General features: G+C 70.8%; 19 protein-coding genes and 2 tRNA genes. 7 read left to right on the forward strand and 14 right to left on the reverse strand.

The annotated features are described in order from the left end of the window. The first annotated feature begins 29 nt into the window (after nt 1-29). Nucleotides 30-716, forward strand: coding sequence for a rhomboid-like protein (locus tag ACFC0D_RS22100; RefSeq protein ID WP_376438458.1), 687 nt, complete (start codon nt 30-32; stop codon nt 714-716). Nucleotides 717-881: 165 nt separating this feature from the next. Further along, nucleotides 882-966: transfer RNA gene (locus ACFC0D_RS22105), tRNA-Ser, on the forward strand. Nucleotides 967-1,076: 110 nt separating this feature from the next. Here the strand turns inward: ACFC0D_RS22105 and ACFC0D_RS22110 are convergent. From ACFC0D_RS22110 to ACFC0D_RS22150, 9 genes are all read right to left on the reverse strand, one after another. After that, complete coding sequence (locus ACFC0D_RS22110) at nt 1,077-1,883, reverse strand: HAD family hydrolase (RefSeq protein ID WP_376438461.1); 807 nt, start codon at nt 1,881-1,883, stop codon at nt 1,077-1,079. Next, nucleotides 1,880-3,169: a serine--tRNA ligase gene (serS, locus tag ACFC0D_RS22115; protein ID WP_376438463.1), complete on the reverse strand. Its 1,290-nt coding sequence runs from the start codon at nt 3,167-3,169 to the stop codon at nt 1,880-1,882. The genes ACFC0D_RS22110 and serS overlap by 4 nt, the downstream gene beginning before the upstream one ends. 577 nt (nt 3,170-3,746) lie before the next feature. Beyond that, on the reverse strand, nt 3,747-4,682 hold the full coding sequence (gene pheA, locus ACFC0D_RS22120) for a prephenate dehydratase (RefSeq protein WP_376438466.1): 936 nt from the start codon (nt 4,680-4,682) through the stop codon (nt 3,747-3,749). A 50-nt stretch (nt 4,683-4,732) separates the two neighbouring features. After that, nucleotides 4,733-6,004: an iron uptake transporter deferrochelatase/peroxidase subunit gene (efeB, locus tag ACFC0D_RS22125; RefSeq protein ID WP_376438469.1), complete on the reverse strand. Its 1,272-nt coding sequence runs from the start codon at nt 6,002-6,004 to the stop codon at nt 4,733-4,735. A gap of 5 nt (nt 6,005-6,009) precedes the next feature. Further along, complete coding sequence (locus ACFC0D_RS22130) at nt 6,010-7,953, reverse strand: copper resistance protein CopC (protein ID WP_376438472.1); 1,944 nt, start codon at nt 7,951-7,953, stop codon at nt 6,010-6,012. A 24-nt stretch (nt 7,954-7,977) separates the two neighbouring features. Next, nucleotides 7,978-8,448 (reverse strand): copper chaperone PCu(A)C, encoded by a 471-nt coding sequence (locus ACFC0D_RS22135; RefSeq protein ID WP_376438475.1) that lies wholly within the window; start codon nt 8,446-8,448, stop codon nt 7,978-7,980. Beyond that, a complete protein-coding gene (locus ACFC0D_RS22140) occupies nt 8,445-9,176 on the reverse strand; it encodes an SCO family protein (RefSeq protein WP_376438478.1) in 732 nt (243 codons plus the stop codon). The genes ACFC0D_RS22135 and ACFC0D_RS22140 overlap by 4 nt, the downstream gene beginning before the upstream one ends. Nucleotides 9,177-9,205: 29 nt before the next feature. Beyond that, a complete protein-coding gene (locus tag ACFC0D_RS22145) occupies nt 9,206-9,946 on the reverse strand; it encodes a YcnI family protein (RefSeq protein WP_376438481.1) in 741 nt (246 codons plus the stop codon). 139 nt (nt 9,947-10,085) lie between these two features. Further along, entirely contained in the window at nt 10,086-10,889 is an 804-nt protein-coding gene (locus ACFC0D_RS22150) for a hypothetical protein (RefSeq protein WP_376438484.1), read from the reverse strand. Between the two features lie 221 nt (nt 10,890-11,110). On the opposite strand from ACFC0D_RS22150, the gene ACFC0D_RS22155 reads away from it, so the two are divergent. Continuing rightward, on the forward strand, nt 11,111-11,548 hold the full coding sequence (locus tag ACFC0D_RS22155) for an ATP-binding protein (protein ID WP_376438487.1): 438 nt from the start codon (nt 11,111-11,113) through the stop codon (nt 11,546-11,548). Between the two features lie 73 nt (nt 11,549-11,621). Here ACFC0D_RS22155 and ACFC0D_RS22160 read toward each other — a convergent pair whose 3' ends face one another. Beyond that, on the reverse strand, nt 11,622-13,079 hold the full coding sequence (locus tag ACFC0D_RS22160; protein ID WP_376438489.1) for an aminopeptidase P family protein: 1,458 nt from the start codon (nt 13,077-13,079) through the stop codon (nt 11,622-11,624). Nucleotides 13,080-13,242: 163 nt separating this feature from the next. Next, nucleotides 13,243-14,850 carry a PP2C family protein-serine/threonine phosphatase gene (locus tag ACFC0D_RS22165; RefSeq protein WP_376438522.1) on the reverse strand — a complete coding sequence of 536 codons (1,608 nt, stop codon included), beginning with the start codon at nt 14,848-14,850 and terminating at the stop codon, nt 13,243-13,245. Between the two features lie 381 nt (nt 14,851-15,231). Here ACFC0D_RS22165 and ACFC0D_RS22170 point away from each other — a divergent pair, with 381 nt between their 5' ends. Together ACFC0D_RS22170 and ACFC0D_RS22175 are read left to right on the forward strand one after the other, a co-directional pair. Next, nucleotides 15,232-15,912 carry a bifunctional DNA primase/polymerase gene (locus ACFC0D_RS22170; protein ID WP_376438492.1) on the forward strand — a complete coding sequence of 227 codons (681 nt, stop codon included), beginning with the start codon at nt 15,232-15,234 and terminating at the stop codon, nt 15,910-15,912. Nucleotides 15,913-16,238: 326 nt separating this feature from the next. After that, the gene (locus tag ACFC0D_RS22175; RefSeq protein WP_376438495.1) at nt 16,239-16,820 is read left to right on the forward strand and encodes a hypothetical protein; all 582 of its coding nucleotides are present in this window, start codon (nt 16,239-16,241) and stop codon (nt 16,818-16,820) included. 212 nt (nt 16,821-17,032) lie between these two features. On the opposite strand, the gene ACFC0D_RS22180 is transcribed toward ACFC0D_RS22175, so the two are convergent. From ACFC0D_RS22180 to ACFC0D_RS22190, 3 genes are all read right to left on the reverse strand, one after another. After that, nucleotides 17,033-18,001 carry a DUF5926 family protein gene (locus ACFC0D_RS22180; RefSeq protein WP_376438498.1) on the reverse strand — a complete coding sequence of 323 codons (969 nt, stop codon included), beginning with the start codon at nt 17,999-18,001 and terminating at the stop codon, nt 17,033-17,035. Between the two features lie 202 nt (nt 18,002-18,203). Then, on the reverse strand, nt 18,204-18,806 hold the full coding sequence (locus ACFC0D_RS22185; protein WP_376438500.1) for an ATP-binding protein: 603 nt from the start codon (nt 18,804-18,806) through the stop codon (nt 18,204-18,206). 73 nt (nt 18,807-18,879) lie between these two features. Further along, entirely contained in the window at nt 18,880-19,701 is an 822-nt protein-coding gene (locus tag ACFC0D_RS22190) for a glycerophosphodiester phosphodiesterase (protein ID WP_376438503.1), read from the reverse strand. A 177-nt stretch (nt 19,702-19,878) separates the two neighbouring features. On the opposite strand from ACFC0D_RS22190, the gene ACFC0D_RS22195 reads away from it, so the two are divergent. Then, complete coding sequence (locus tag ACFC0D_RS22195) at nt 19,879-21,303, forward strand: S1C family serine protease (RefSeq protein ID WP_376438506.1); 1,425 nt, start codon at nt 19,879-19,881, stop codon at nt 21,301-21,303. A 46-nt stretch (nt 21,304-21,349) separates the two neighbouring features. Continuing rightward, nucleotides 21,350-21,434, forward strand: a tRNA-Ser gene (locus tag ACFC0D_RS22200). Nucleotides 21,435-21,444 lie beyond the last annotated feature (10 nt).

Genomic DNA, 21,444 nt, shown 5'->3' on the forward strand with positions numbered 1-21,444 from the left:
CCCCAGTTCGTAGTGATAGGCACTGAAGAGTGCCGAGTGAATCCCTCCCTGCTGGTGCACCGGGTGGCGAACCGTCCCGACCGATCAGGTCGTGGGTGCGGTCGTCACCCGGTACGCATCTCTGGCTGCTCGTCATCGCGGTCACCAGCGTCGTCATCGCGGTCTCGTCGGACGGCCTGGAGCACTACCTCCTGCACCGCAACTCCAGCAATCTGCACCAGCTCTCCCACCACCCGCTCCAGGCGCTGCTAGGCAGTGCGTTCTGGATCGAGGACCCCTCCGACTTCGTGCTGTACGCGGTGCTGTTCGAGGTCTTCCACGCGCCCGTGGAGCGCTGGCTGGGGACGCTGAGATGGTTCCTCACGGTCGCTACGGCGCATGTCGCGGCGACCCTCATCAGCCAGCAGGTCGTCCTGGACGCGATCCAGGACCACGACGTGCCGCGCAGCATGGCGCACGTCGTGGACATCGGGGTGAGTTACGGGATCGCCGCGTCGATCGGCATCCTCACGTACCGGATCCCACGGCCCTGGCGGTGGCTCTACCTGGCGGGGGCGGTGGCCGTCTTCGCCGTACCGCTCTTCACGAGCCATACGTACACGGATCTGGGGCACGCGATCTCGCTGGTGATCGGTCTCGCGTGCCGGCCGCTCACCTGGGGCGTGGACCCGCCGGGTAATTCGGTGGCCGTCGAACGTCCGTCGCGCGCACACTAGTTGTGCGGGAGACACCCGCCGTGAGACCGGGGAGGAGCGCGACGATGACCGACACCAGTTCGAGCCGGAGTTCGAGTCCGTCGAGCTCCCTGCAGGGCGGCGCCCCCTAGCGCCGCCGGGGCGGCCGCTTCGAGCGCGCGGGTTCTCCGCGCGGGCCGCCCACCCGGAGGATTGGCCGAGTGGTAAGGCAGCGGCTTGCTAAGCCGTCGTCGGGGTCACCCCCGCGCGCGTTCGATCCGCGCATCCTCCGCGTGGCCCTTGGGCGGGCGGCAGCCAGGGCGAAGCCCTCGGGCTCGCCGCACGAGCGCCAAGTGGCCCCGGGCCGTACGACGACAGACGTGCCCTTCGGGCGAAGCCCGCCTAGGCCGCGAGCAGACGCTCCAGCACCACCGCGATGCCGTCCTCCTCGTTCGAGGCCGTCACCTCGTCCGCGATCGACTTCAGGTCGTCGTGGGCGTTCTCCATCGCCACGCCCCGCGCTGCCCAGCCGAACATCGGGATGTCGTTCGGCATGTCGCCGAAGGCGATCGTCTCCGCCGCCTTCACGCCCAGCCTGCGCGCCGCGAGCGACAGGCCCGTGGCCTTGGTCAGGCCCAGCGGGAGGATCTCCACGATTCCCGGGCCGGCCATGACCACGTCCACCAGGCTTCCGACCGTCCGCCGGGCGGCGCCGGCCAGCTCGTCGTCCGACAGCGTGGGGTGCTGGATGTAGAGCTTGTTCAGCGGAGCGGACCACAGCTGCGTCGGGTCCTCGAAGACGACCACCGGCAGCGGTCCCTCCTGAACCCGGTACTCGGGGCTGACCAGGACCTCGCCGTCGAGACCGTCGCGGCTGGCGGCCAGCGCCAGCGGCCCGACCTCGGCCTCGATCTTCGACAGCGCCAGGCCGGCCAGCTGCCGGTCCAGCGTCACCGACGTCAGCAGCCGGTGCTCGCCCGCGTGGTAGACCTGCGCGCCCTGACCGCACACCGCGAGGCCCTCGTAGCCGAGGTCGTCGAGGATGTGCCGCGTCCAGGGGACGGCCCGGCCGGTGACGACGATGTGCGCGGCCCCCGCCGCCACCACGGCGGCGAGGGCGTCACGCGTACGGTCCGAGACCGACTCGTCGGCGCGCAGCAGCGTGCCGTCGAGGTCCGTCGCGACGAGCTTGTACGGGAACGGGCTCACTTGGAGATCGGCTCCAGGACCTCACGGCCACCCAGGTACGGCCGCAGAACCTCCGGCACCCGGACCGAACCGTCCGGCAGCTGGTGGTTCTCCAGGATCGCCACGATCGTGCGCGGTACGGCGCAGAGCGTGCCGTTCAGCGTCGCCAGCGGCTGGACGACCTTCTTGCCGTTCCGCTCGTCACGCATCCGCACGGACAGCCGGCGGGCCTGGAAGCCGTCGCAGTTCGAGGCCGAGGTCAGCTCGCGGTACTTGCCCTGCGTCGGGATCCACGCCTCGCAGTCGAACTTGCGGGAGGCGGAGGAGCCCAGGTCGCCGGTGGCCACGTCGATGACCTGGAAGGGCAGCTCGAGGCTGGTCAGCCACTGCTTCTCCCAGTCCAGGAGCCGCTTGTGCTCGTTCTCCGCGTCCTCCGGAGCGACGTACGAGAACATCTCGACCTTGTCGAACTGGTGGACCCGGAAGATGCCCCGGGTGTCCTTGCCGTAGGTGCCGGCCTCGCGGCGGAAGCACGGCGAGAAGCCGGCGTAGCGCAGCGGCAGCTTGTCCGCGTCGATGATCTCGTCCATGTGGTACGCGGCGAGCGGCACCTCGGACGTACCGACGAGGTAGAAGTCGTCCTTCTCCAGGTGGTACACGTTCTCCGCGGCCTGGCCGAGGAAGCCGGTGCCCTCCATGGCACGCGGGCGGACCAGCGCCGGCGTCAGCATCGGGATGAACCCGGCCTCGGTCGCCTGCGCGATCGCCGCGTTGACGAGGGCCAGCTCCAGCAGGGCGCCGACACCCGTCAGATAGTAGAAGCGCGAGCCGGAGACCTTGGCGCCCCGCTCGACATCGATGGCGCCCAGCGCCTCGCCCAGCTCCAGGTGGTCCTTGGGCTCGAAGCCCTCGGCCGCGAAGTCGCGGATGGTGCCGTGCGTCTCCAGGACGACGAAGTCCTCCTCGCCGCCGACGGGCACGTCCGCGTGGACGATGTTCCCGAGCTGGAGCAGGAGTGCGCGGGCCGACTCGTCGGCCTCGTTCTGCTCGGCCTCGGCGGCCTTGACGTCGGCCTTGAGCTGCTCGGCCCGCTGCAGGAGCTCGGCGCGCTCCTCGGGGGTGGCCTTGGGGATCAGCTTGCCGAGCGACTTCTGCTCGGAACGGAGCTCGTCGAAGCGGACGCCGGACGACCTGCGCCGCTCATCGGCGGAGAGCAGGGCGTCGACAAGGGCGACGTCCTCTCCACGGGCGCGCTGGGAGGCGCGAACACGGTCGGGGTCCTCACGGAGCAGGCGAAGGTCAATCACCCCACCAGGCTACCGGTGCGGGCTCCTGACACCTCAACCGGATATAGCCTTGCGTGTCGCTTTGCCCGAATTGCCGGGATTGGGAAATGCTCTCCCTATTCGTCAATAAACTGGCCGCGAGCCCCCGAAAAGGGGCGGATCGGCCTGTGTGGCTTGACCGAATCGCCGTGTGGATCAAGGGACTTCTCCACAGGGGAGTCGGGGTTCCGGCAGTTATCCACAGGCTGTGTGGAAGGTCTGTGGATTGCGGAGGAGATCATTCCGAATCACCTTCGCGGGCCTCAGGATTCCCCGATCAAACCTCTCTCACACACTCATTCGGGTGGGAATTCCTCGCCCTAAAGAGTTGATCAATGGAATTGAGGTGACACCGGCCAACTCGGCGCACTGTGGACGCTTGTGGAGTGACTAGGGTGATTTGTCGACCATGTCTGCATGTGTTGTCGACTTGTCCCCAGGTCGAGAAGCGCGCCTGTGGATAACTTCTGTGGGCAACCGAAAAGTATGCAGGTAGGACTAGTGGTTCACACCTGTGGACGACCGCCCCCGGCAACGGGAGCGGTGGGGCACTCTCGGATCAGGCCCGACCGTCCTGGGCCCTCGCCAGCCAATCGGAGGCCGCCGTGAACTCTTCGTCCGACGTCCCGCGCCGAAGCCCCCGCACGTCCTCCCGCGAGACGCCGGCCCGCGGGTACGACCCGAGGAAGCGCACCTTCGGGCAGATCCGCTTGAGGCCCATCAGCGCCTCGCCCACCCGCCGCTCGGAGATATGACCCTCCGCGTCCACGGCGAAGCAGTAGTTCCCGATGCCCGCGCCCGTCGGCCGGGACTGGATCAGCATCAGGTTGACCCCGCGCACCGCGAACTCCTGGAGCAGTTCGAGGAGGGCACCGGGGTGGTCCTCGCCCAGCCACAGCACGACCGAGGTCTTGTCCGCGCCCGTCGGCGCGGACGGCCGGGCCGGCCGTCCCACCAGGACGAACCGGGTCTCGGCGTTCTCGGCGTCGTGGATCTCGGTGACCAGGGCCTCCAGGCCGTAGGTCGCCGCGGCGAACTCGCCGGCGAAGGCCGCGTCGAAACGGCCCTCCTGGACGAGCCGGGCGCCGTCCGCGTTCGACGCCGCCGACTCCCACAGGGCATCGGGCAGGTGGGCCCGCATCCAGTTCCGGACCTGCGGCTGGGCGACCGGGTGCCCGGTGACCGTCTTGATCTCGGACATGGTGGTGCCCGGCCGTACGAGCAGGGCGAAGGCGATCGGCAGGACCACCTCGCGGTAGATCATCAGCGGCTCGCCGGAGGCCAGCTCGTCCAGGGTCGCGGTGACCCCGCCCTCCACCGAGTTCTCGATCGGCACGAGAGCGGCGGCGGCCTCTCCGTTGCGTACGGCGTCCAGCGCGGCCGGGACGGAGACCATCGGGACGAGCTCCCGGGTCGCGGCCTCGGGCAGCGTACGCAGCGCGGCCTCCGTGAAAGTGCCTTCGGGACCGAGATACGTATACCGGGTGGCTGACATACGGTCACCCTAATAGGCGCGGGACCTGCCGACCCCCTGCCCGCCCGGGCTCAGGACTCCAGCAGCCGCTGGCCCACGTACTCGCCCTCGGCCGCCCCGCCCGGCACGGCGAACAGGCCGCTCGCCTCGTGCCGGATGAAGGTGGAGAGCGCGTCGCCCCGGTCGAGCTTGCGCTGCACGGGCACGAAGCCCCTCAGTGGATCGGCCTGCCAGCAGACGAAGAGGAGTCCGGCGTCGGGTGTGCCGTCCGGCCCGATGCCGTCGTGGAAGGAGAAGGGCCTGCGGAGCATGGCCGCTCCGCCGTTCTGTTCGGGGGCGGAGATCCGGGAGTGCGCGTTGTCCGGGATGACGAGCCGGCCGTCCGGTCCGACCTTGTTGAGATCGAGTTCGGTCGTCTCGCTCCCGCCGGTGAGCGGGGCACCGTCGGACTTCCGTCGGCCGATGACCTTCTCCTGCTTGTCGAGGGAGAGCTTCTCCCAGTCGTCGAGCAGCATCCGGATCCGGCGTACGACGGCGTAGGAGCCTCCGGCCATCCACGCCGGGGCCGTGGACGTGCCCGACGCGGACTCGGGGACGAAGATCCGCCGGTCGAAGTCGGGGTCGGAGGGCTTGGGGTTCCCGGTGCCGTCGACCTGGCCCATCAGGTTCCGGGCCGTCATCGGCTTGGCGGTGGCCCCGGCGGAGCGGTTGAAGCCGTTCATCTGCCAGCGGACCTTGGCCGCCGCGCCCGCGTCCTTCTGGAGTGCGCGCAGTGCGTGGAAGGCGACCAGGGCGTCGTCCGCTCCGATCTGCACCCAGAGGTCGCCCTCCGACCTCTTCGGGTCGAGCGCGTCGGCGGAGAAGGCGGGCAGCGGATCGAGCTGCGTCGGGCGGAGCGCAGTGAGTCCGGTGCGGCCGAAGAAGGAGTGGCCGAAGCCGAAGGTGACCGTCAGCGAGGAGGGGCCGGCGTCCAGGGCGATGCCGGTGTCGTCGGTCGACGGCTTGCCCGCCATCAGCGCCTTGGCAGTCGCCGACCAGCGGCGCAGCAGTGCGGCTGCCTCCTTGCGGCCCGCTCCGGGCGCGAGGTCGAAGGCGATCAGATGGCCCCGCGACTGAAGCGGAGTGGTGATCCCCGCTTGATGTTTCCCGTGAAACATCGCCTGCGTCGCCCCGACCGTCGTCAGCGCCTTCGCGTCGGTGGTCGTCGAGGAGCCGGAGTCGGTGACCGCCGCGTACACCCCGGCGCCACCGCCGGCGCCGAGCGCGATGCCGGCGGCGCCCGCCGCGCCGACCGTGCCGAGCACACGCCGTCGGGAGATCTCAAGCTTGTCGTCGTTGCTCACGTGGGTCAGCCGATCTTCACGTTCTTGTCGATGGTGGTCTGGTCGATGTCGGAGGTACGGACCGTCACCTGGATCTGCCATTCACCGGCCATCGGGATCTGGACGCCGTTCGCGCTCCAGTGCCCGGTCTGGATCCGGTCGGGTGCGACCGGCAGCGGGCCGACGTTCTTCTCCTTCAAGGTGAAGGCCACCTTGATCTCGGGGACGTCCAGCGGGCGGCCGTTCGGCCGGTCGACATAGATGTGCAGGGCGTTGGCGCCCGTAAGACCGGGGTCGAGGCTGAGTCGTACCGTCCCCTTGCCGTCCACGCCGCCGGTGTCGAAGGGCAGCCGGATGTCCACGGGCCGGTCGGGTACGGCGGTCGAACCGGACGTCGACTGGGAGCGCCCTGCCTCCTCCTCCGTACGGGCGGGCTCGGTCGAGGTGAGGACGGTGGTCACGGCGAGCAGGACCACGGCGACGACGGTCTCGGTCAGGACCGAGCGGCGCAGGCCGTTGCGTTCGGGGTCGGCGTCGCGGTCGCGCTTCTTCCGGGCGGTGGCGACGGCGGCCCGCTGGCGGGCGAGCTGGGCAGCCCGCTCGGGGGCGACTGAGGCGCCTTGGTCGGCCGCTTCGGAGCTGTCGTCGGCGGTCTCGGGGGAGTCCTCGTCGACGTCGACGTCGTTCTCGGCGTCCTCTGTGGTGTCCTCGACGGCGTCGGCCTTCGCCGGTGCGCCGAGTCGCTGGGTCCAGCGGCGGGAGACCCAGGCGATCCCCACGAGCACGGCCACGAGCCCGACCTTGACCAGCAGCAGCTGTCCGTACGACGTGCCGGTCAGGGCCGACCAGGAGCCGACCTGTCGCCAGGACTGGTAGAGCCCGGTCGCGGCCAGGACGATCACCGAAGCGAAAGCGACCTTCGAGAAGCGCTCGACGGCGGCGCGCTCGATGTCGGGGGCCCGGTAGAGCGCGACGAGCAGCGCGGTCAGGCCGCCCAGCCAGGCCGCCACCGCCAGCAGGTGCAGGATGTCGACGGGCATCGCGATGCCCGGCTGCAGGCCGGTGGAGGCGTGTTCGGCGAGTGCCCAGGTGCCCGCGATGCCGGCGGCAACCACGGTGCCGCCGATCGCGAGGCCGAAGGTGAGGTCCTTCTTCTCCTTCTCGTCGTTCCGCCTCGTGTACGCACCGAACAGCACGGCGACGAAGAGTGCCGCAGCGCCCAGCAGCATCAGCCGGGAGATGAGCGCGGCGCCGGTCTTCGTCTCCAGGACGGACTTCAGTCCGCCGAGGTCGAAGGCGTCGGCGAGTTCGCCGGAGCCGGTGTACGGGTTGCGCAGGAGCAGCATGACGAGGGTGGCCGCGGTGAGCGTCAGCCAGCCCCGGACCACGAGTCGCTGCACCGGGCGCGCCCCGGCGCCACGCGGCCAGCAGGCGAGGACGAAGGCGGCGCCGCCGACGAGGACGACGAAGCCGGCGTAGGAGACGTAGCGGGCGATGCCGTACAGCGCGCCGACGAGTCCGCCGCCGGCTTCCTGGTCGGGCAGGGCGACGGAGGTCTGGGAGGGGGCGCCGATGGAGAAGGTGAAGGCGCCCGCGATGGGGTGGCTGTCGGCGGAGACGGTCTGCCAGGCGACGGTGTAGGTGCCTTCGGGCAGGCCGGAGCGGAGTCCCACTCCGTACTTGACGATCGATCCGCTGCACAGGTCGCGGATCTCTCCGGTGTCCACGCGCTTCCCCGCCGGGTCGAGGACCCGGATCGAGTCGGTGCTCATGGCGACCTGCTCGGAGAAGGTGAGGTTGACGTCCTTGGGGGCGGTGGCGACCACCGCCCCGTCCTGGGGATCGCTGCCGGTGAGCGCGGCGTGCGCGGACGCGGGGGCGGCGCCGGCGAGCAGCGTGCCGAGGAGCGCGGCCGTGACGAGCAGCAGCCGGGTCAGGGCGGTTCCGAGGCGCGGGGCGGTGGCTCTCATGTGTGTGTCAGTCCCTCAACTAGCTCAGTGCTGCTTCGGGTTGTGAGTGGCCGCCTCGACGGGCAGGTCGATCTTGATGGGAGCGGCCTTCTCGAAGTGCAGCTCGATGCTGACCTTCTCGCCCTGCTTCGGCTTCGTCTTCAGCCCCATGAACATGATGTGGCTGCCGCCGCGTTCGAGCCTCAGCTCACCATTGGCAGGGATGTCGAAGGACTTCACCTGCTGCATCTTCTGGTTCTTCGTCTCGTGGATCTGGACGTCGTCTGAGACCGGGCTGGTGACGGAGGTCAGCTTGTCGGCCGTACCGCTCTCGTTCTTGATGGTCAGGAAGCCGCCGGCCATGTCCATCACGGGCTGCGGCATGAACGCGCCGCTGACCTTCAGTTCGGGCTTGCCGTCCGCCTTGTCTGAGGAGCTGTCGGACGAGCACCCCGTCAGCGCCAGGCTCCCGGTGAGAGCGACGGCGGCGATCAGGGTGGTGGTGCGGCGGTTCACGGGTTCTCCCCCTTGATGATCTTCGGCAGGTCCTTGGCGTAGTCGTCGATCGTGGTGTCCTCGCCGTACAGGACGTAGCCCTGGTCGGTCGTGGGCGAGAACGCGATCACCTGGGCTCCGTGCATGGAGACGACCGTGCCGTCCTTGCTCTTCTTCGGCGGGTCGATGCCGATGCCGATCTGGCGGGCGCCCGCCTGGATCGTGGAGAAGTCGCCGGTGAGACCGGTGAAGGTGGGGTCACCGGCAGCCGGGAGCCACTTGGCCAGTTCGGCCGAGGTGTCCCGCTCGGGGTCGGTGGTGACGAAGACGACCTGGAGCTTGTCCTGGTCCGCCTTGGGGAGCTGCTTCTTGGCGATGGCGATGTTGCTCATCGTCAGCGGGCAGACGTCGGGGCAGTGCGTGTAGCCGAAGTAGATCAGCGTGGGCTTGCCCTTGGTCCGCTCGCGCAGGTCGAACTTCTGGCCCTTCGTGTCCGTGAGGACGAGGTCGGGCTTGGTGAACGGGCGGTCGAGGACCGTCGCCGCCTTGGTGGAGTTGCCGTCGGCGGAGACCTCGGTGACCGCTCCGTTGCCGGAGCCCGTCGCCTTGTCGTCGCCTCCGCCGAGGCCGACGACGGCCGTCACCGCGAGGGCGGCGACGACCGCGACGGCCGCGGCGATGAGCGGGGTGCGGCGGCTCGGCCGCGCCTGCTCATCGGTCTTCGGGTCGGTCGACTTCTGGACTGACATGGATCGTGTTCTTTCTTGCGGAAGGGGGTTCAGGCCGAGCGGCGACGGCCGGCGAGCACACCGAAGGCGACACCCGCGACGCCCACGAGGATGCCGATGACACCCAGCACACGGGCGGTGGTGTCGCTGCTGTCGGAGCCGACGGCCTCGGTGTGGGACTTCTCGGCCCCGGCCTTGTCGTCGTGACCGGCCTTGTCGTCCGTCTTCGTGGCGCCGCCGCCGTGGTGGTCCTCGGTGGCCGCGGAGAGCTTCAGCACGGGAGCGGGGTTCTGCGGCTCGGCCGCGCCCTCCTTCGGCTCCTCGATCCAGCGGACGACCTCGTTGTTGTCGTAGGTCTGGATGGCCTTGAGGACGAGCTGGTCGGCGTCCTCCGGCAGCTGGCCGAGCGAGAGCGGGAACTGCTGGAACTGGCCCGGGCCGATCTTCGAACCGTCGGCGGTCCAGGTGACCTTGGAGACGGCCTCGTTGATCTTCTTGCCGTGCAGCTCCAGCGGCTTGGCGAGCTTGGACTTGGTGACCTCGGCCTTCCAGCCCGGCAGCGGCTGCGGCATCACGGACGCGAGCGGGTGGTCGGTGGGGAAGTTGACCTCGACCTTGATGGTGGAGGCGTTGTCGCGCTCGTTGGGGACCTTGACGTTGACGGTCGCGTAACCGCCCTTGGCGGCCTCGCCCTGCGGCTGCACGCTGACGTGCGCGAAGGCGGTGCCGGAGAGCAGGACGACGGAGGAGACGGCGATGCCACCGGCGAGGGCGATACGGGAGACGTTCATGGCAGAAGAAACTCCAGCTCGGGAGGAAGGGTGAGAGGTCCGCCGCGCCGACGGCCGGACGACGCGAGCGAGCGCGAACGACCGGGTACGGGCGCAGGGATGCGGATCACCGCGGCCCGCTCCCTGTGAGCGGTCCGCGTCAGGCTGCGAGGACGCAGTCGGCGGCCGGCGGGCCGCGCCGGATCACCGTGTGCTGGAGTGCCTCCGCGACGGGTGGCGCAGAGGAGTCGGCCGCGGTACGGGCGGGGCGGCGCGGACCGGCCGCCGGGAGCCCGGGAAGGCCGGCGAGGAGCGCCCGTACGAGAGCGAGCGCGGCGCGCAGGGAACGGACGAGGGCGCCTTCGGCGAGCTCGGTCGCTCCCTGGGCGGAGAGCCGGACGAGCCGGCCGAGGGCGAGGTCGCCACGGCGCAGCAGCCAGCCGGTGGCGAGCGCGGCCAGCAGGTGGCCGAGCGCCATCGGAAGGTCGGGCAGCAGGTCGGCGTTCTGCGCGGCGCCGGTCGCCAGGTGGGCGCCGTGGGTGGGGTGCGGCTGGGCGGCCGCGGCGGCCGGGTCGAGACCGGCGTCGGTGATGATGCGGGTCGCGTCGGCGGGGCTGAGCGACGCGGCGCCCGCGCCGCAGACCAGCTTGGCCGCCATGCGGATCAGTGCGTCGTCGGAGGCCGGGCCGAGTGCGCCCGGCGTCAGCGGACGCTGTCCGAGGCCGAACAGCACATGCAGCCCGAGCTGTCCGCCGGCCAGCGCGGTGACGATGACGGGCAGCGAACGCTCGCGCCCGGCGAAGAGCACGGTGATGCCGAAGATGCCGAGGAATCCGGCGACCACGGTCCACAGGGCGATGCCCGCGCACGCGGCGATGGCGTGTCCGAGCCCGGACAGCACGACGCAGACCGCGGTGAACACCGCGGCCCTCAGCAGACGTGGTGCGAGCGCGGGGGCAGACATGGCGGGGCCCATCATCGCACCAGGCCCCCACCTGCCATACGGCAGGTCCGGAAGATCACCCTTTGGCTGCTTCGGGCCTGACATACACCGGCGTCCGGCGTGCCCACATCCGCCGAATGAGGGCTCTTGTGTTCTCCAGGGGCTTACGGACCCCGTAGTGCGGCAATAGGTAACGGTATGTCGCGCCGCAGCATGTCGAGCCGCAGCCAGGAGGCTGAAGCATGAGCATCTGGTGGTCCCTCCATCTGAGGCGCGAAGCCGCGAGCGTTCCGCTCGCCCGGCGACTCCTTCTCGGCACGATGGAGACCGCGGGCGTAGACCCGGACGTGTCCTACGAGTTGTCGATCGCCCTGACCGAGGCGTGCGCCAACGCCGTCGAGCACGGTGGGGACACCGGTTCCGGCATGGCCTCGGAGGAGTACCGGGTCACCGCGTATCTGGACGGCGAGACCTGTCGGATCGAGGTGGCGGACTCGGGTCCGGGCTTCTCGGGGTCCCCGCTGCCCGCCGCCGCGGACGCCGAGAACGGCCGCGGTCTGCGGCTGATCGAGGAGCTGGCCGACCATGTCCACTTCGGCCGTACGGGCCGGGGCGGGGCGCTCGTCAGCTTCGACAAGATCGTCAAATGGCGGGCGGACGCGCCACTCGCGCTGACCTGAATCTGATGACGTGTGACAGAAAGGGCCCCCGCCGATCGCGTCGGCGGGGGCCCTTCGAGTACGTACGAGGTGATCAGCCCTTCAGGCCGGCCATCCATGCCTCGACCTCGTCCGAGCGGCGCGGCAGCGAGTCGGAGAGGTTCCGGTTGCCGTCCTCGGTGACGAGGATGTCGTCCTCGATGCGGACGCCGATGCCCCGGTACTCCTCCGGCACGCTCAGGTCGTCGGCCTGGAAGTACAGCCCCGGCTCGACGGTCAGGCACATGCCCGGCTCGAGGGTGGTGTCGACGTACGCCTCGGTGCGCGCGGCGGCGCAGTCGTGGACGTCCATACCGAGCATGTGACCGGTGCCGTGGAGGGTCCAACGGCGCTGGAGGCCGAGCTCCAGGACGCGGTCGACCGGGCCCTCGACGAGGCCCCACTCGACGAGCTTCTCGGCGAGCACCCGCTGGGCGGCGTCGTGGAAGTCGCGGTAGGCGGCGCCCGGCTTCACCGCGGCGATGCCGGCCTCCTGCGCCTCGTACACGGCGTCGTAGATCTTGCGCTGGAGCTCGGTGTAGCGGCCGTTGATCGGCAGGGTGCGGGTCACGTCCGCGGTGTAGAGCTCGGTGGTCTCGACGCCGGCGTCGAGGAGCAGCAGGTCGCCGGAGCGGACCGGCCCGTTGTTGCGGACCCAGTGCAGGGTGGTGGCGTGCGGTCCGGCGGCGCAGATGGAGCCGTAGCCGACGTCGTTGCCCTCGACGCGGGCGCGCAGGAAGAACGTGCCCTCGATGTAGCGCTCGCTGGTCGCCTCGGCCTTGTCGAGGACCTTGACGACGTCCTCGAAGCCGCGGGCGGTGGAGTCGCAGGCCTTCTGGAGCTCGGCGATCTCGAACGCGTCCTTGACGAGGCGGGCCTCGGAGAGGAAGACGCGCAGTTCCTCGTCGCGCTCGGCGGTGACCTTGTCGGTCAGGGCCGTCTCGATGCCGGCGTCGTGGCCGCGGACGGCGCGGACGGGGCCGGTGGCCTCCTTGAGGGCGGCGGCGAGCTCGCGCACGTCCTTGGCGGGGATGCCGAGGTGCCGCTCGGCCTCGGTCAGGGAGTGGCGGCGGCCGACCCAGAGCTCGCCCTGGCCGTCGAGCCAGAACTCGCCGTTCTCGCGGTTGGAGCGGGGCAGCAGGTAGATCGTCGCCGTGTGGCCGCTCTTCGTGGGCTCCAGGACGAGGACGCCGTCCTCGGTCTGGTCGCCGGTGAGGTACGCGTACTCGGTCGACGCGCGGAAGCTGTACTCGGTGTCGTTCGAGCGCGTCTTCAGGTTGCCGGCGGGGATCACCAGTCGCTCGCCCGGGAAGCGCGCGGAGAGCGCGGCGCGGCGGGCCGCGGTGTGCTCGGCCTGCGCGATCGGCCGCAGGTCGTGCAGCTCGGTGTCGGCCCAGCCGGACTTCATGTTCTCGGCGAGCTCGTCGGAGACGCCCTGGTACAGGCCGTTCTTACGCTGCTTGATCGGTTCTTCGGACTCGTCCGGGGTTTCCGGGGTGAGCTCGTCTGCCACGGGGGGTCTCCTTTGGTACGACACTGAACCCCCTCCATCGTACGGTCGTACGGAAGGGGGCCCAGGGCCTGAAGACCTATTACCGCTGAGTCACATGTGGTCTACACGCAGTTCCCCGAAGCTCGCTGCTCATCGAAGCGGCCGTTCGCCGGAGGCTCGCCGCTCACTCGAAGCGGGCCGCGAGCAGGACGACGTCCTCCCCGCCCGCGCCCGTGTCGAGGCCCTCGGGCAGCAGGGTCCGCAGCACGTGGTCGACGATGGCCCCGGGGTCGGTCCGGTCCGCCTTCGGCACGCTCGCGGCAGCCGCGTGGAGCCGTGCGAAAGCCCGGTCCATGGGGTCGCCGGTCCGGCGCAGCAGCCCGTCGGTGTACAGCAGCACCGTTTCTCCGGGGGCCGGGGCGATCTCGACGCTCGGCGCCTCCCAGCAGGCGAGCATCCCGAGCGGCGCGGACAGCGAGGTCTCGACGAACTCGGTGCGGTGGTCGCCGATGATCAGCGGCGGGGTGTGCCCGGCCCCGGCGAGGACGAGCTTGCGCTGCTTCGGCTCGGAGTAGGCGAAGAGCGCGGTGGCCGAGCGGGCGGGCTCGGTCAGCCGGAGCAGGAGCTCCAGGTCGGACAGGACGGCGACGGGGTCCTCGCCCTCCATGACCGCGTACGCCCGCAGGGAGGCGCGCAGCCGTCCCATGGCGGCGAGTGCGCTGGGGCCGGTCCCGGACACGGAGCCGACGGCGAGGCCGAGGGCGCCCTCGGGCAGCGGAAGCGCGTCGTACCAGTCGCCGCCGCCCCGGGGGCCGGTGCGGTGGCGGGCGGCGAGCTGGACGCCGGGGACCCGGGGGAGGCGGCTGGGCAGCAACTCCTCGGCGACGGTGGCGACCTGGACACGGGCGCGCTCCAGCTCCAGGAGCCGGGCGAGGTGTTCGGTGGCGTAACGGCAGTAGAGGCCGATCAGGTGGCGCTGACGCTCGACCGGTTCGGCGGGCTCGTCGTACAGCCAGACGACGGCGCCGAGCTTGCCGGCGGCCTCGGTGGCGAGGGGGAGGGCGTAACTGGCGGCGTAGCCGAGCCGGGCGGCGACCTCGCGGTGGCGGGGGTCGAGTTCGGCCTCGCCGAGGAGGTCGGGGACCGCGACCGGATCCGGGACGGCGACGGAATCGGGGGTGGCGCGCGGATCGCGGCCGGTGAGCGGGTCGCGCGCGGCTCTGGAGCCGGTCGGATCACGGAGGGCTCCGGGGCCGGCCGGTTCGGGGAGGCCGTCGAGGATGCGGCCGTAGGAGGTGGCGCTGCGCGGCACGGTCTCGATGGTGCCGAGGTCCGCGTGGGCGAGGCCGAGTCCGACGGTGGAGGTCGGGCCGAGTCCGTCGGCGGGTTCGAAGACGGCCATGCCGCGGCGGGCGCCGACGAGGGCGGCGCCGGCGCGCAGCACCTCACGCAGTGCTTCGTCGAGCGAACCGGTCTTGACCAGGCGTTCGGTGAGTTCGTGGAGGGTGGTGAGGTCCGAGACCCAGCCGGCCAGCCGGTCCTGGATCAACTCGCCGGGGATGTCGGGGAGGGGTGCGTCGGAGGGGATGACGGGCGGGACGGGCGCGGTAGTGTGCGCGGGCGACGGAACAGTGGAATCGATTCCGGCCACTTTCGGCAGGTGTGGGGCGCTCATGTCGACCGGCTTTCCGACCGGTGTGTTTCGCTCATTAGCATCGCAAACCCCCATGTCAATCTGCGCCGCTAGCAATGCATCCACATGTACACGCACAAGAGGAGCGATGTCCAGCATTGTCCCCACGGGACTTGTGGTGTCTATGGGGTTTGGCAGAAGGGTTGAAGTGCGGGCCAAGTTGGCTAAAAATAACCCCCACCGTGCACCTTTTGCGGTCGACTGGCGTCGTTTGAAAGCGCGTTGATTTGAACGTGATGGGTACGTAAACGGTGATGGCCAGGGGCAGTTGAAGCAGCCCCGGAACCTGGCAGGGTGCCTGGGCGTCCTCACCGCCGCAGGCCGCGCCCCTCGAGTGGACGACGAGCCTCAGCTCGGCCCCTCCCGCCCCACCGCACGGGGCGGTGATCCGCCGACCTTGTACGCGCTGATACGCACAGTGAAGTGATCTGCACATGGTGTGATGTGGATTCGGCGTTCAACGGAAAGGAACGAGCGCTCATGCGCGAGATCCTCGGAAGGCGACGCAGGCTCCGGTTCCGGCGCAAGGAGAGGACTGTCCAGCTCGACGCGGCGCTCGTCTGCGCCACCGAGTGGGACTGGCCCGTACTGCCCGGCGTGGGGCTGAAGACGACGACGCGTACGTCCGGAGGGGTGGGCTGCGCCTGCCCCGACCCGCAGTGTGTCGTTCCCGGCGCACACCCCTTCGACCCCGGCCTGCTCGCGGCCACGACCGACGAGCGCATGCTCCGCTGGTGGTGGACCCGGCGGCCGGAGGCCCCGATCGTCCTGGCCACCGGCGGCAGGGCGCCCTGCGCGGTGAGCCTGCCGGCCGTCGCGGGAGCGCGCGCCCTGGCCGCGCTCGACACGATGGGCATGAGGCTCGGCCCCGTGGTGGCGACGCCGACCCGCTGGTCGCTGCTGGTCGCCCCGTACAGCCTGGAACAGCTCGGCGAACTCCTCTACGCGAAGGACAGCGTGCCCAGCTCGCTGCGCTTCCACGGGGAGGGCGGCTATCTGCTGCTGCCGCCCTCGGTCGCGGGGACGGGCCAGGTGCGCTGGGAGCGAGCCCCGCTGGAGGGCTCGGCCACGCCGTGGCTGCCGGACGTGGAGGCGGTCGTGGACGCGCTGGTGGAGGCGAGCACGGGCGCACCGGAGGGCGGAAGCAGACTCGCGTACTGACGCGGTGGGCGGAAGGCTCGCGTACGGACGGGGCGAGGGAAGGCTCGCGTACGGACGCAGGGGCCAATGGTGTCGGCGTGTTCACGGGCGGGGCAGGGGGCCTAAGGGGCCCGCGTGTTCACGGGCGGGCGATCCGTGCCGTGGGTGCTCCGTCCTGCGGGCCGCGCCGGACTCGGGGCCCGTTCCGGCGTCTGCGTCACCCGTACGGGTGTGAGGCTGCCCGAGTTGTACGGGAAATGGGCGCGCGACGCGCTGAGCGCCCCCGATCCGCCGATATCTTCGGCCCACCGTTCACGAGTCGCAGCCAGCCGGGCAGGTGGGTCCCCATGAATCTCCGCATGATCGGGCTCGGGGCCGCCGTGGTGTGTGCCACGCTGCTGCCGCTGGTCGCCCTCGCCGGCCCGGCGGCAGGCCCGGGGCCAGGCGACGACGCGAAGCCGAAGGCCGACGGCGGCCTGCTGCCGGGCCTCGGCCTCGGCGCCCGCGAGGAGCGGCCGACGCCCGCGACCCCGGCTCCGTCCCCTCCGCGGCAGCCGTCGCCCTCGGACCTCCCCGGCCACGCCTCGCACTGCGGACCCGAGCTGACCTCGCCCGACGGGATCGAGGCACAGACCTGCGTCCTCACCGAGGGGCCCGACACCTGGGCGCGCACGTACTACCGCAATGCCACGGGCCAGCGACTGGACTCCGTACTCACTCTGATGGGTCCCGCCGGGCGAACCGTACAAGTGCGTTGTGCCATCCCGGCACAGGACGAACCGGGGGCTTGTGAGACGCCTCGGGAGCGCGCACGGGGCGTTGCTTCGGCATATTCGGCCGTCGCGGAATTCGCGGGCGCGGGAGAGGGCGACACCACGCCGCTCTTGCTGCGGTCGGGGAGCAACGCGGCGAGCACGGGCGGTAGTTGAGCGCGGGACGGGATCCGTCCGGGCATGAGAAGGCCCGATCGCTGGCGACGGGGGATGCACCAGCGACCGGGCTTCTAGAACCGTAACAAGAGATCTGCGGTTCGCAAATTCGATCTCGGTTATTCGGACAGGGATTTATCAGGTCGTGCGGCGGAGTTGTGGCGGAAGTCACCGACTGATCGGTCTGTCAGTGACGACAGCCACCTCGTGTGTCAGCTGAGAGTGACCTGACGGTTGGTGAGACCGCCGCGCGCCCGGCGCTCCTCCGGCGTCAGCGGGGCGTCGGAGGCCAGCGCCGCGGCGAGCCGCTCGGCGAACTCGGCGGCCGGCTTCTCGCAGTCCTCGGCACTCATCGAGGTGGGCAGGTCCCAGACGGGGACCATCAGGCCGTGCGCCCGGAAGGAACCGACGAGACGGGTGTCGTCGACGAGGGCGGAGGTGCCGGCGGCGTGCAGGCGGGCGAGCGCGTCGAGGAGCTTCTCCTCGGGGTGCGGCATGACCCAGCGCAGGTGGTTCTTCTCCGGGGTCTCGCACCAGTACGCCGAGTCCACACCGGTCAGCTTGACGGTGGGGATCGCGGCGGCGTTCGCGCGCTCCAGGGAGGCGGTGACCTCGGGGTTGGAGTTGTCGGCGGACTCCGGGATCCAGAATTCGAAGCCCTCGTGCACGACCGGCGCAAAATCGCTGTTCGGGTCGAGCAGGTCTTGCAGACGGGGGCCCTCGGAGGGCACACGGCGGGCGGCGACCGGGCTGCCGGGCTTCGCCTCCAGGGCGCGCTGGAGGGTGTCGGCGAGATCGCGGGCGAGGTCGCCGGAGGAGGAGTCGTTCTGCAGGGCGAGCAGAACGGAGCCGTCGTCGCGGCGCAGCGCCGGCCATGCCATCGGCAGCACGGTCGCGAGCGTCACGGAGGGCACGCCCTCGGGCAGGCCGTCCTTGAGGGTGAGCGGAACGGTGGCGGCGGGCACCAGCTCGCGCAGCGCGACCCAGTCGCACTCGCCGGGCAGTCCCTCGAAGGGGCGCTGGACGAGCTCGGTCACGGCGTGTGCGGCGGCCCGGCCGTGACACGCCTTGTAGCGGCGGCCCGAACCGCACGGGCACGGCTCGCGCGCACCGACGACCGGGATCTCCCCGTTCGTGACCTGTGCCTTGGCGGCCTTCGTCTGGGGGCGCTTCTTGGCCATGGTGTGGCTTCTCCCGATAGCGGCAGTGCGGTGGTGCAGGGCCGTGCTCGGTGCACGGCTCTGTGTCGGGCGAGCCTAGCCGTACGGAAGCGATGCGGGGCTCAGGCCGGGGCGGTCGGTGTCCGGTCTGTTGCCCGGTCCCGCTCGGGCGGTCGCTCGACGGCGCTGTCCGGGCTCCGGTCCACCCCTCGTAGGCGTCCGTTCAGTCCAGATCGTCGTACGCGTCCAGGAAGTCGAAGCCCGAGCCGCCGCCGACCCTCGCCGCGAAGTCCTCGCGCCGATGGCCCTCGGTGACGATCACCCAGACCGTGACCTCGCCGGTCGCGCTGTCCCGTACGCCCCAGTCCTGGGCCAGCGCGCCGATGATGTTCAGCCCACGGCCGCCGCGCGCGGTGACCGAGGGCGTCGAAGGAACAGGCCGTGTGGGACCACCGCCGTCCGTCACCTCGACCGTCAGGCCCCCCGACGCATCGATGCGCCACGCGGCTCGGACGTCCCCGTCGCCCACTTCGGCCCGCCCCAGCGGCCTGCCGTGCCGGCAGGCATTGCTGAGCAGCTCGGAAAGGATCAGTACCGCATCGTCGACGACCGATTCGGACATCCCGCTGCGGCTCAACTGCTCCCGCATACGGTGTCGCGCCTCACCCACGCCCGCAGGGCCATGGGGTACGGCCATGCTCGACGACGTGGGCACCTCCTGTGCCACCACCAACGCCACCCCCGAGACCTCCTTTGCCCCACGCCACGGTGTGGATGCCCCAATGGCCTGGACCGGAAACCGGCCAGAGAGCCTCCGGTGACGCACTCGTGACGATCGAGTACGGGCCGAACGCGCCGGTGCACTCCCCGTAAGCCCCGATACGGGTGGGGAGAACGGGTCAAACGCGGCCCAACTGGGACAGCACCTGCTTGGGGCGGTTGGTGATGATCGCGTCGACGCCGAGCCGCTCGCACAGCTCCACGTCCTCCGGATCGTCCACCGTCCACACATGGACCTGGTGCCCGGCCTTCTGGAGCCGAAGGATCACGGTGGGGTGATGGCGGACGATCCGGATCGACGGTCCGGCGATCCGCGCGCCCGCCGGCAGCCGTCCGTCGCGCAGCCGGGGCGTGACGAACTGGGACAGCGAGACGGTGGGGAGGGTCGGCGCGGCCGCCGCGATCCGGCTGAGGGAGCGGGGGGAGAAGCTCATGACACGCACGGGGGAGTCTTCCGGAGCCGACGGCTCCGCCAGGCCGAACCGCTTGAGGAGGGTCAGCAGCCGCTCCTCCACCTGGCCCGCCCAGCGGGTGGGGTGCTTGGTCTCGATGGCGAGTTCTATCCGCCGGCCGGCGTCGGAGACCAGCTCGAGGAGGCGTTCCAGGGTGAGTACGGAGGTGAGCTCGGGGTCCTTCCAGTCCGGGCTCTCGCCCGCCTCCTCGCGCCCCCTCCAGGTGCCGAAGTCGAGGGCGGCGAGGTCGGCGAGCTCCAGCGCGGAGACGGCGCCGCGGCCGTTGGAGGTGCGGTCGACGCGTCGGTCGTGGACGCAGACGAGGTGGCCGTCGGCGGTGAGCCGGACATCGCACTCGAGCGCGTCGGCGCCGTCCTCGATGGCCTTCACGTAGGCGGCCAGAGTGTGTTCCGGGGCGTCCTCGGAGGCTCCGCGGTGGGCGACCACCTGAACAGGGACGCGGTTGATGTGCTGCCGTGCGTGGGTCACCGCGTCATGGTGCCATTGGCAGGACGACCATTGCGGATCGTGTCCGTTCTGTCCGTAAATAAAGAATGGGGTGTGAACGCACAGCTCCGGCTTACAGTGGCCTGACGTCCTGTGGGAAAAGCTGTTCGCAGCACCCTGGCGATGGCATCCATCCGTGCAGTGAACGAGGAGAGAGCTGTGAGTACCGAGAACGAGGGCAACGCGGTTCCGGCGGACCCGAACGCCCCGTCCGTCCCTCCCGCCCCTCCGACCCCTCCCGCGGCCCCTTCCGCACCCCCTGCCGTGGACGCATCCGAGCCGCAGGCGGCCCCCGAGCCCGCCACTGCGCCGCTGCCCGTGACCCCTCCGGCGGAGGTTCCGGCCGGTGCGGCCGCAGGCGCCCCGGCGGGCGCGGGTGGCTGGCCGCCGCCCCCGCCGGCCGTGCCGACCTGGGGCGAGCCCGTCCCTCCCGTCCCCGCGGCCCCGCGGAAGAAGACCGGCGGTCTCGTGGCGGCTGTCCTCGTGGCCGCGCTGGTCGCCGGCGGTGTGGGCGGCGGCATCGGTTACTGGGCGGCCGAGCGCGGCGACGACGAAGTCAGCTCGACGACGGTCTCCGCGGGCGACTCCCAGGCGGCCTTCAAGCGTGATCCGGGCACGGTCGCGGCGGTGGCGGGCAAGGCGCTGCCGAGCGTCGTGACCATCCAGGCGAAGTCCGGCGGCAGCGGCGCCGGTGAAGGCGAGGGCGAGGGCGGTACGGGCACCGGCTTCGTCTACGACAAGGAAGGCCACATCGTCACCAACAACCACGTGGTGGCGTCGGCGGCGGAGGGCGGCACGCTCTCCGCGACCTTCTCCAACGGCAAGACGTACGACGCGGAGGTCGTGGGCCGGGCCGAGGGCTACGACGTGGCCGTCCTGAAACTGAAGAAGGCCCCGGAAGGGTTGGCCCCGCTCCCGCTCGGCGACTCCGAGAAGGTGGCGGTCGGCGACTCGACGATCGCGATCGGCGCGCCGTTCGGCCTGTCCAACACGGTCACGACGGGCATCATCAGCGCCAAGAACCGCCCGGTGGCCTCGGGTGACGGCTCCGGCGGCAGCAATTCGTACATGAGCGCCCTGCAGACGGACGCCTCGATCAACCCGGGCAACTCCGGCGGCCCGCTGCTGAACGCGAGCGGCGCGGTGATCGGCATCAACTCGGCGATCCAGTCGACCGGCAACGGCTTCGGCCAGACCCAGGCGGGCTCGATCGGCCTCGGCTTCGCGATCCCGGTGAACCAGGCCAAGAACGTGGCCGAGCAGCTGATCAAGACGGGCAAGCCGGTGTACCCGGTGATCGGCGCGACGGTGAACATGACGGACAAGGGCGCGGGGGCGACGATCGCGGACGAGGGCGCGGGCGGCACCCCGGCCGTCACCGCGAACGGCCCGGCGGCGCAGGCCGGCCTGAAGGCGGGCGACGTGATCACCGCCTTCGGCGACCGCCAGATCGACAGCGGCCCGACACTGATCAGCGAGATCTGGACGCACCAGCCGGGCGACTCGGTCGAGATCACCTACGAACGCGACGGCAAGACGGCGAAGGCCACGGTCACCCTCGGCGAACGCACGGGCGACAACTGACCGGCTAGGCTGTCCCCCGCGCCGTCCTGAACGGGATCCGGCGCGGGGTGGGTTGCCCGAGCGGCCTAAGGGAACGGTCTTGAAAACCGTCGTGGCGCGAGTCACCGTGGGTTCAAATCCCACACCCACCGCATGTGAACG

Origin of the sequence: Streptomyces sp. NPDC056222, from assembly GCF_042264065.1 — a bacterium.
In the GTDB taxonomy this organism is placed as follows: domain Bacteria; phylum Actinomycetota; class Actinomycetes; order Streptomycetales; family Streptomycetaceae; genus Streptomyces.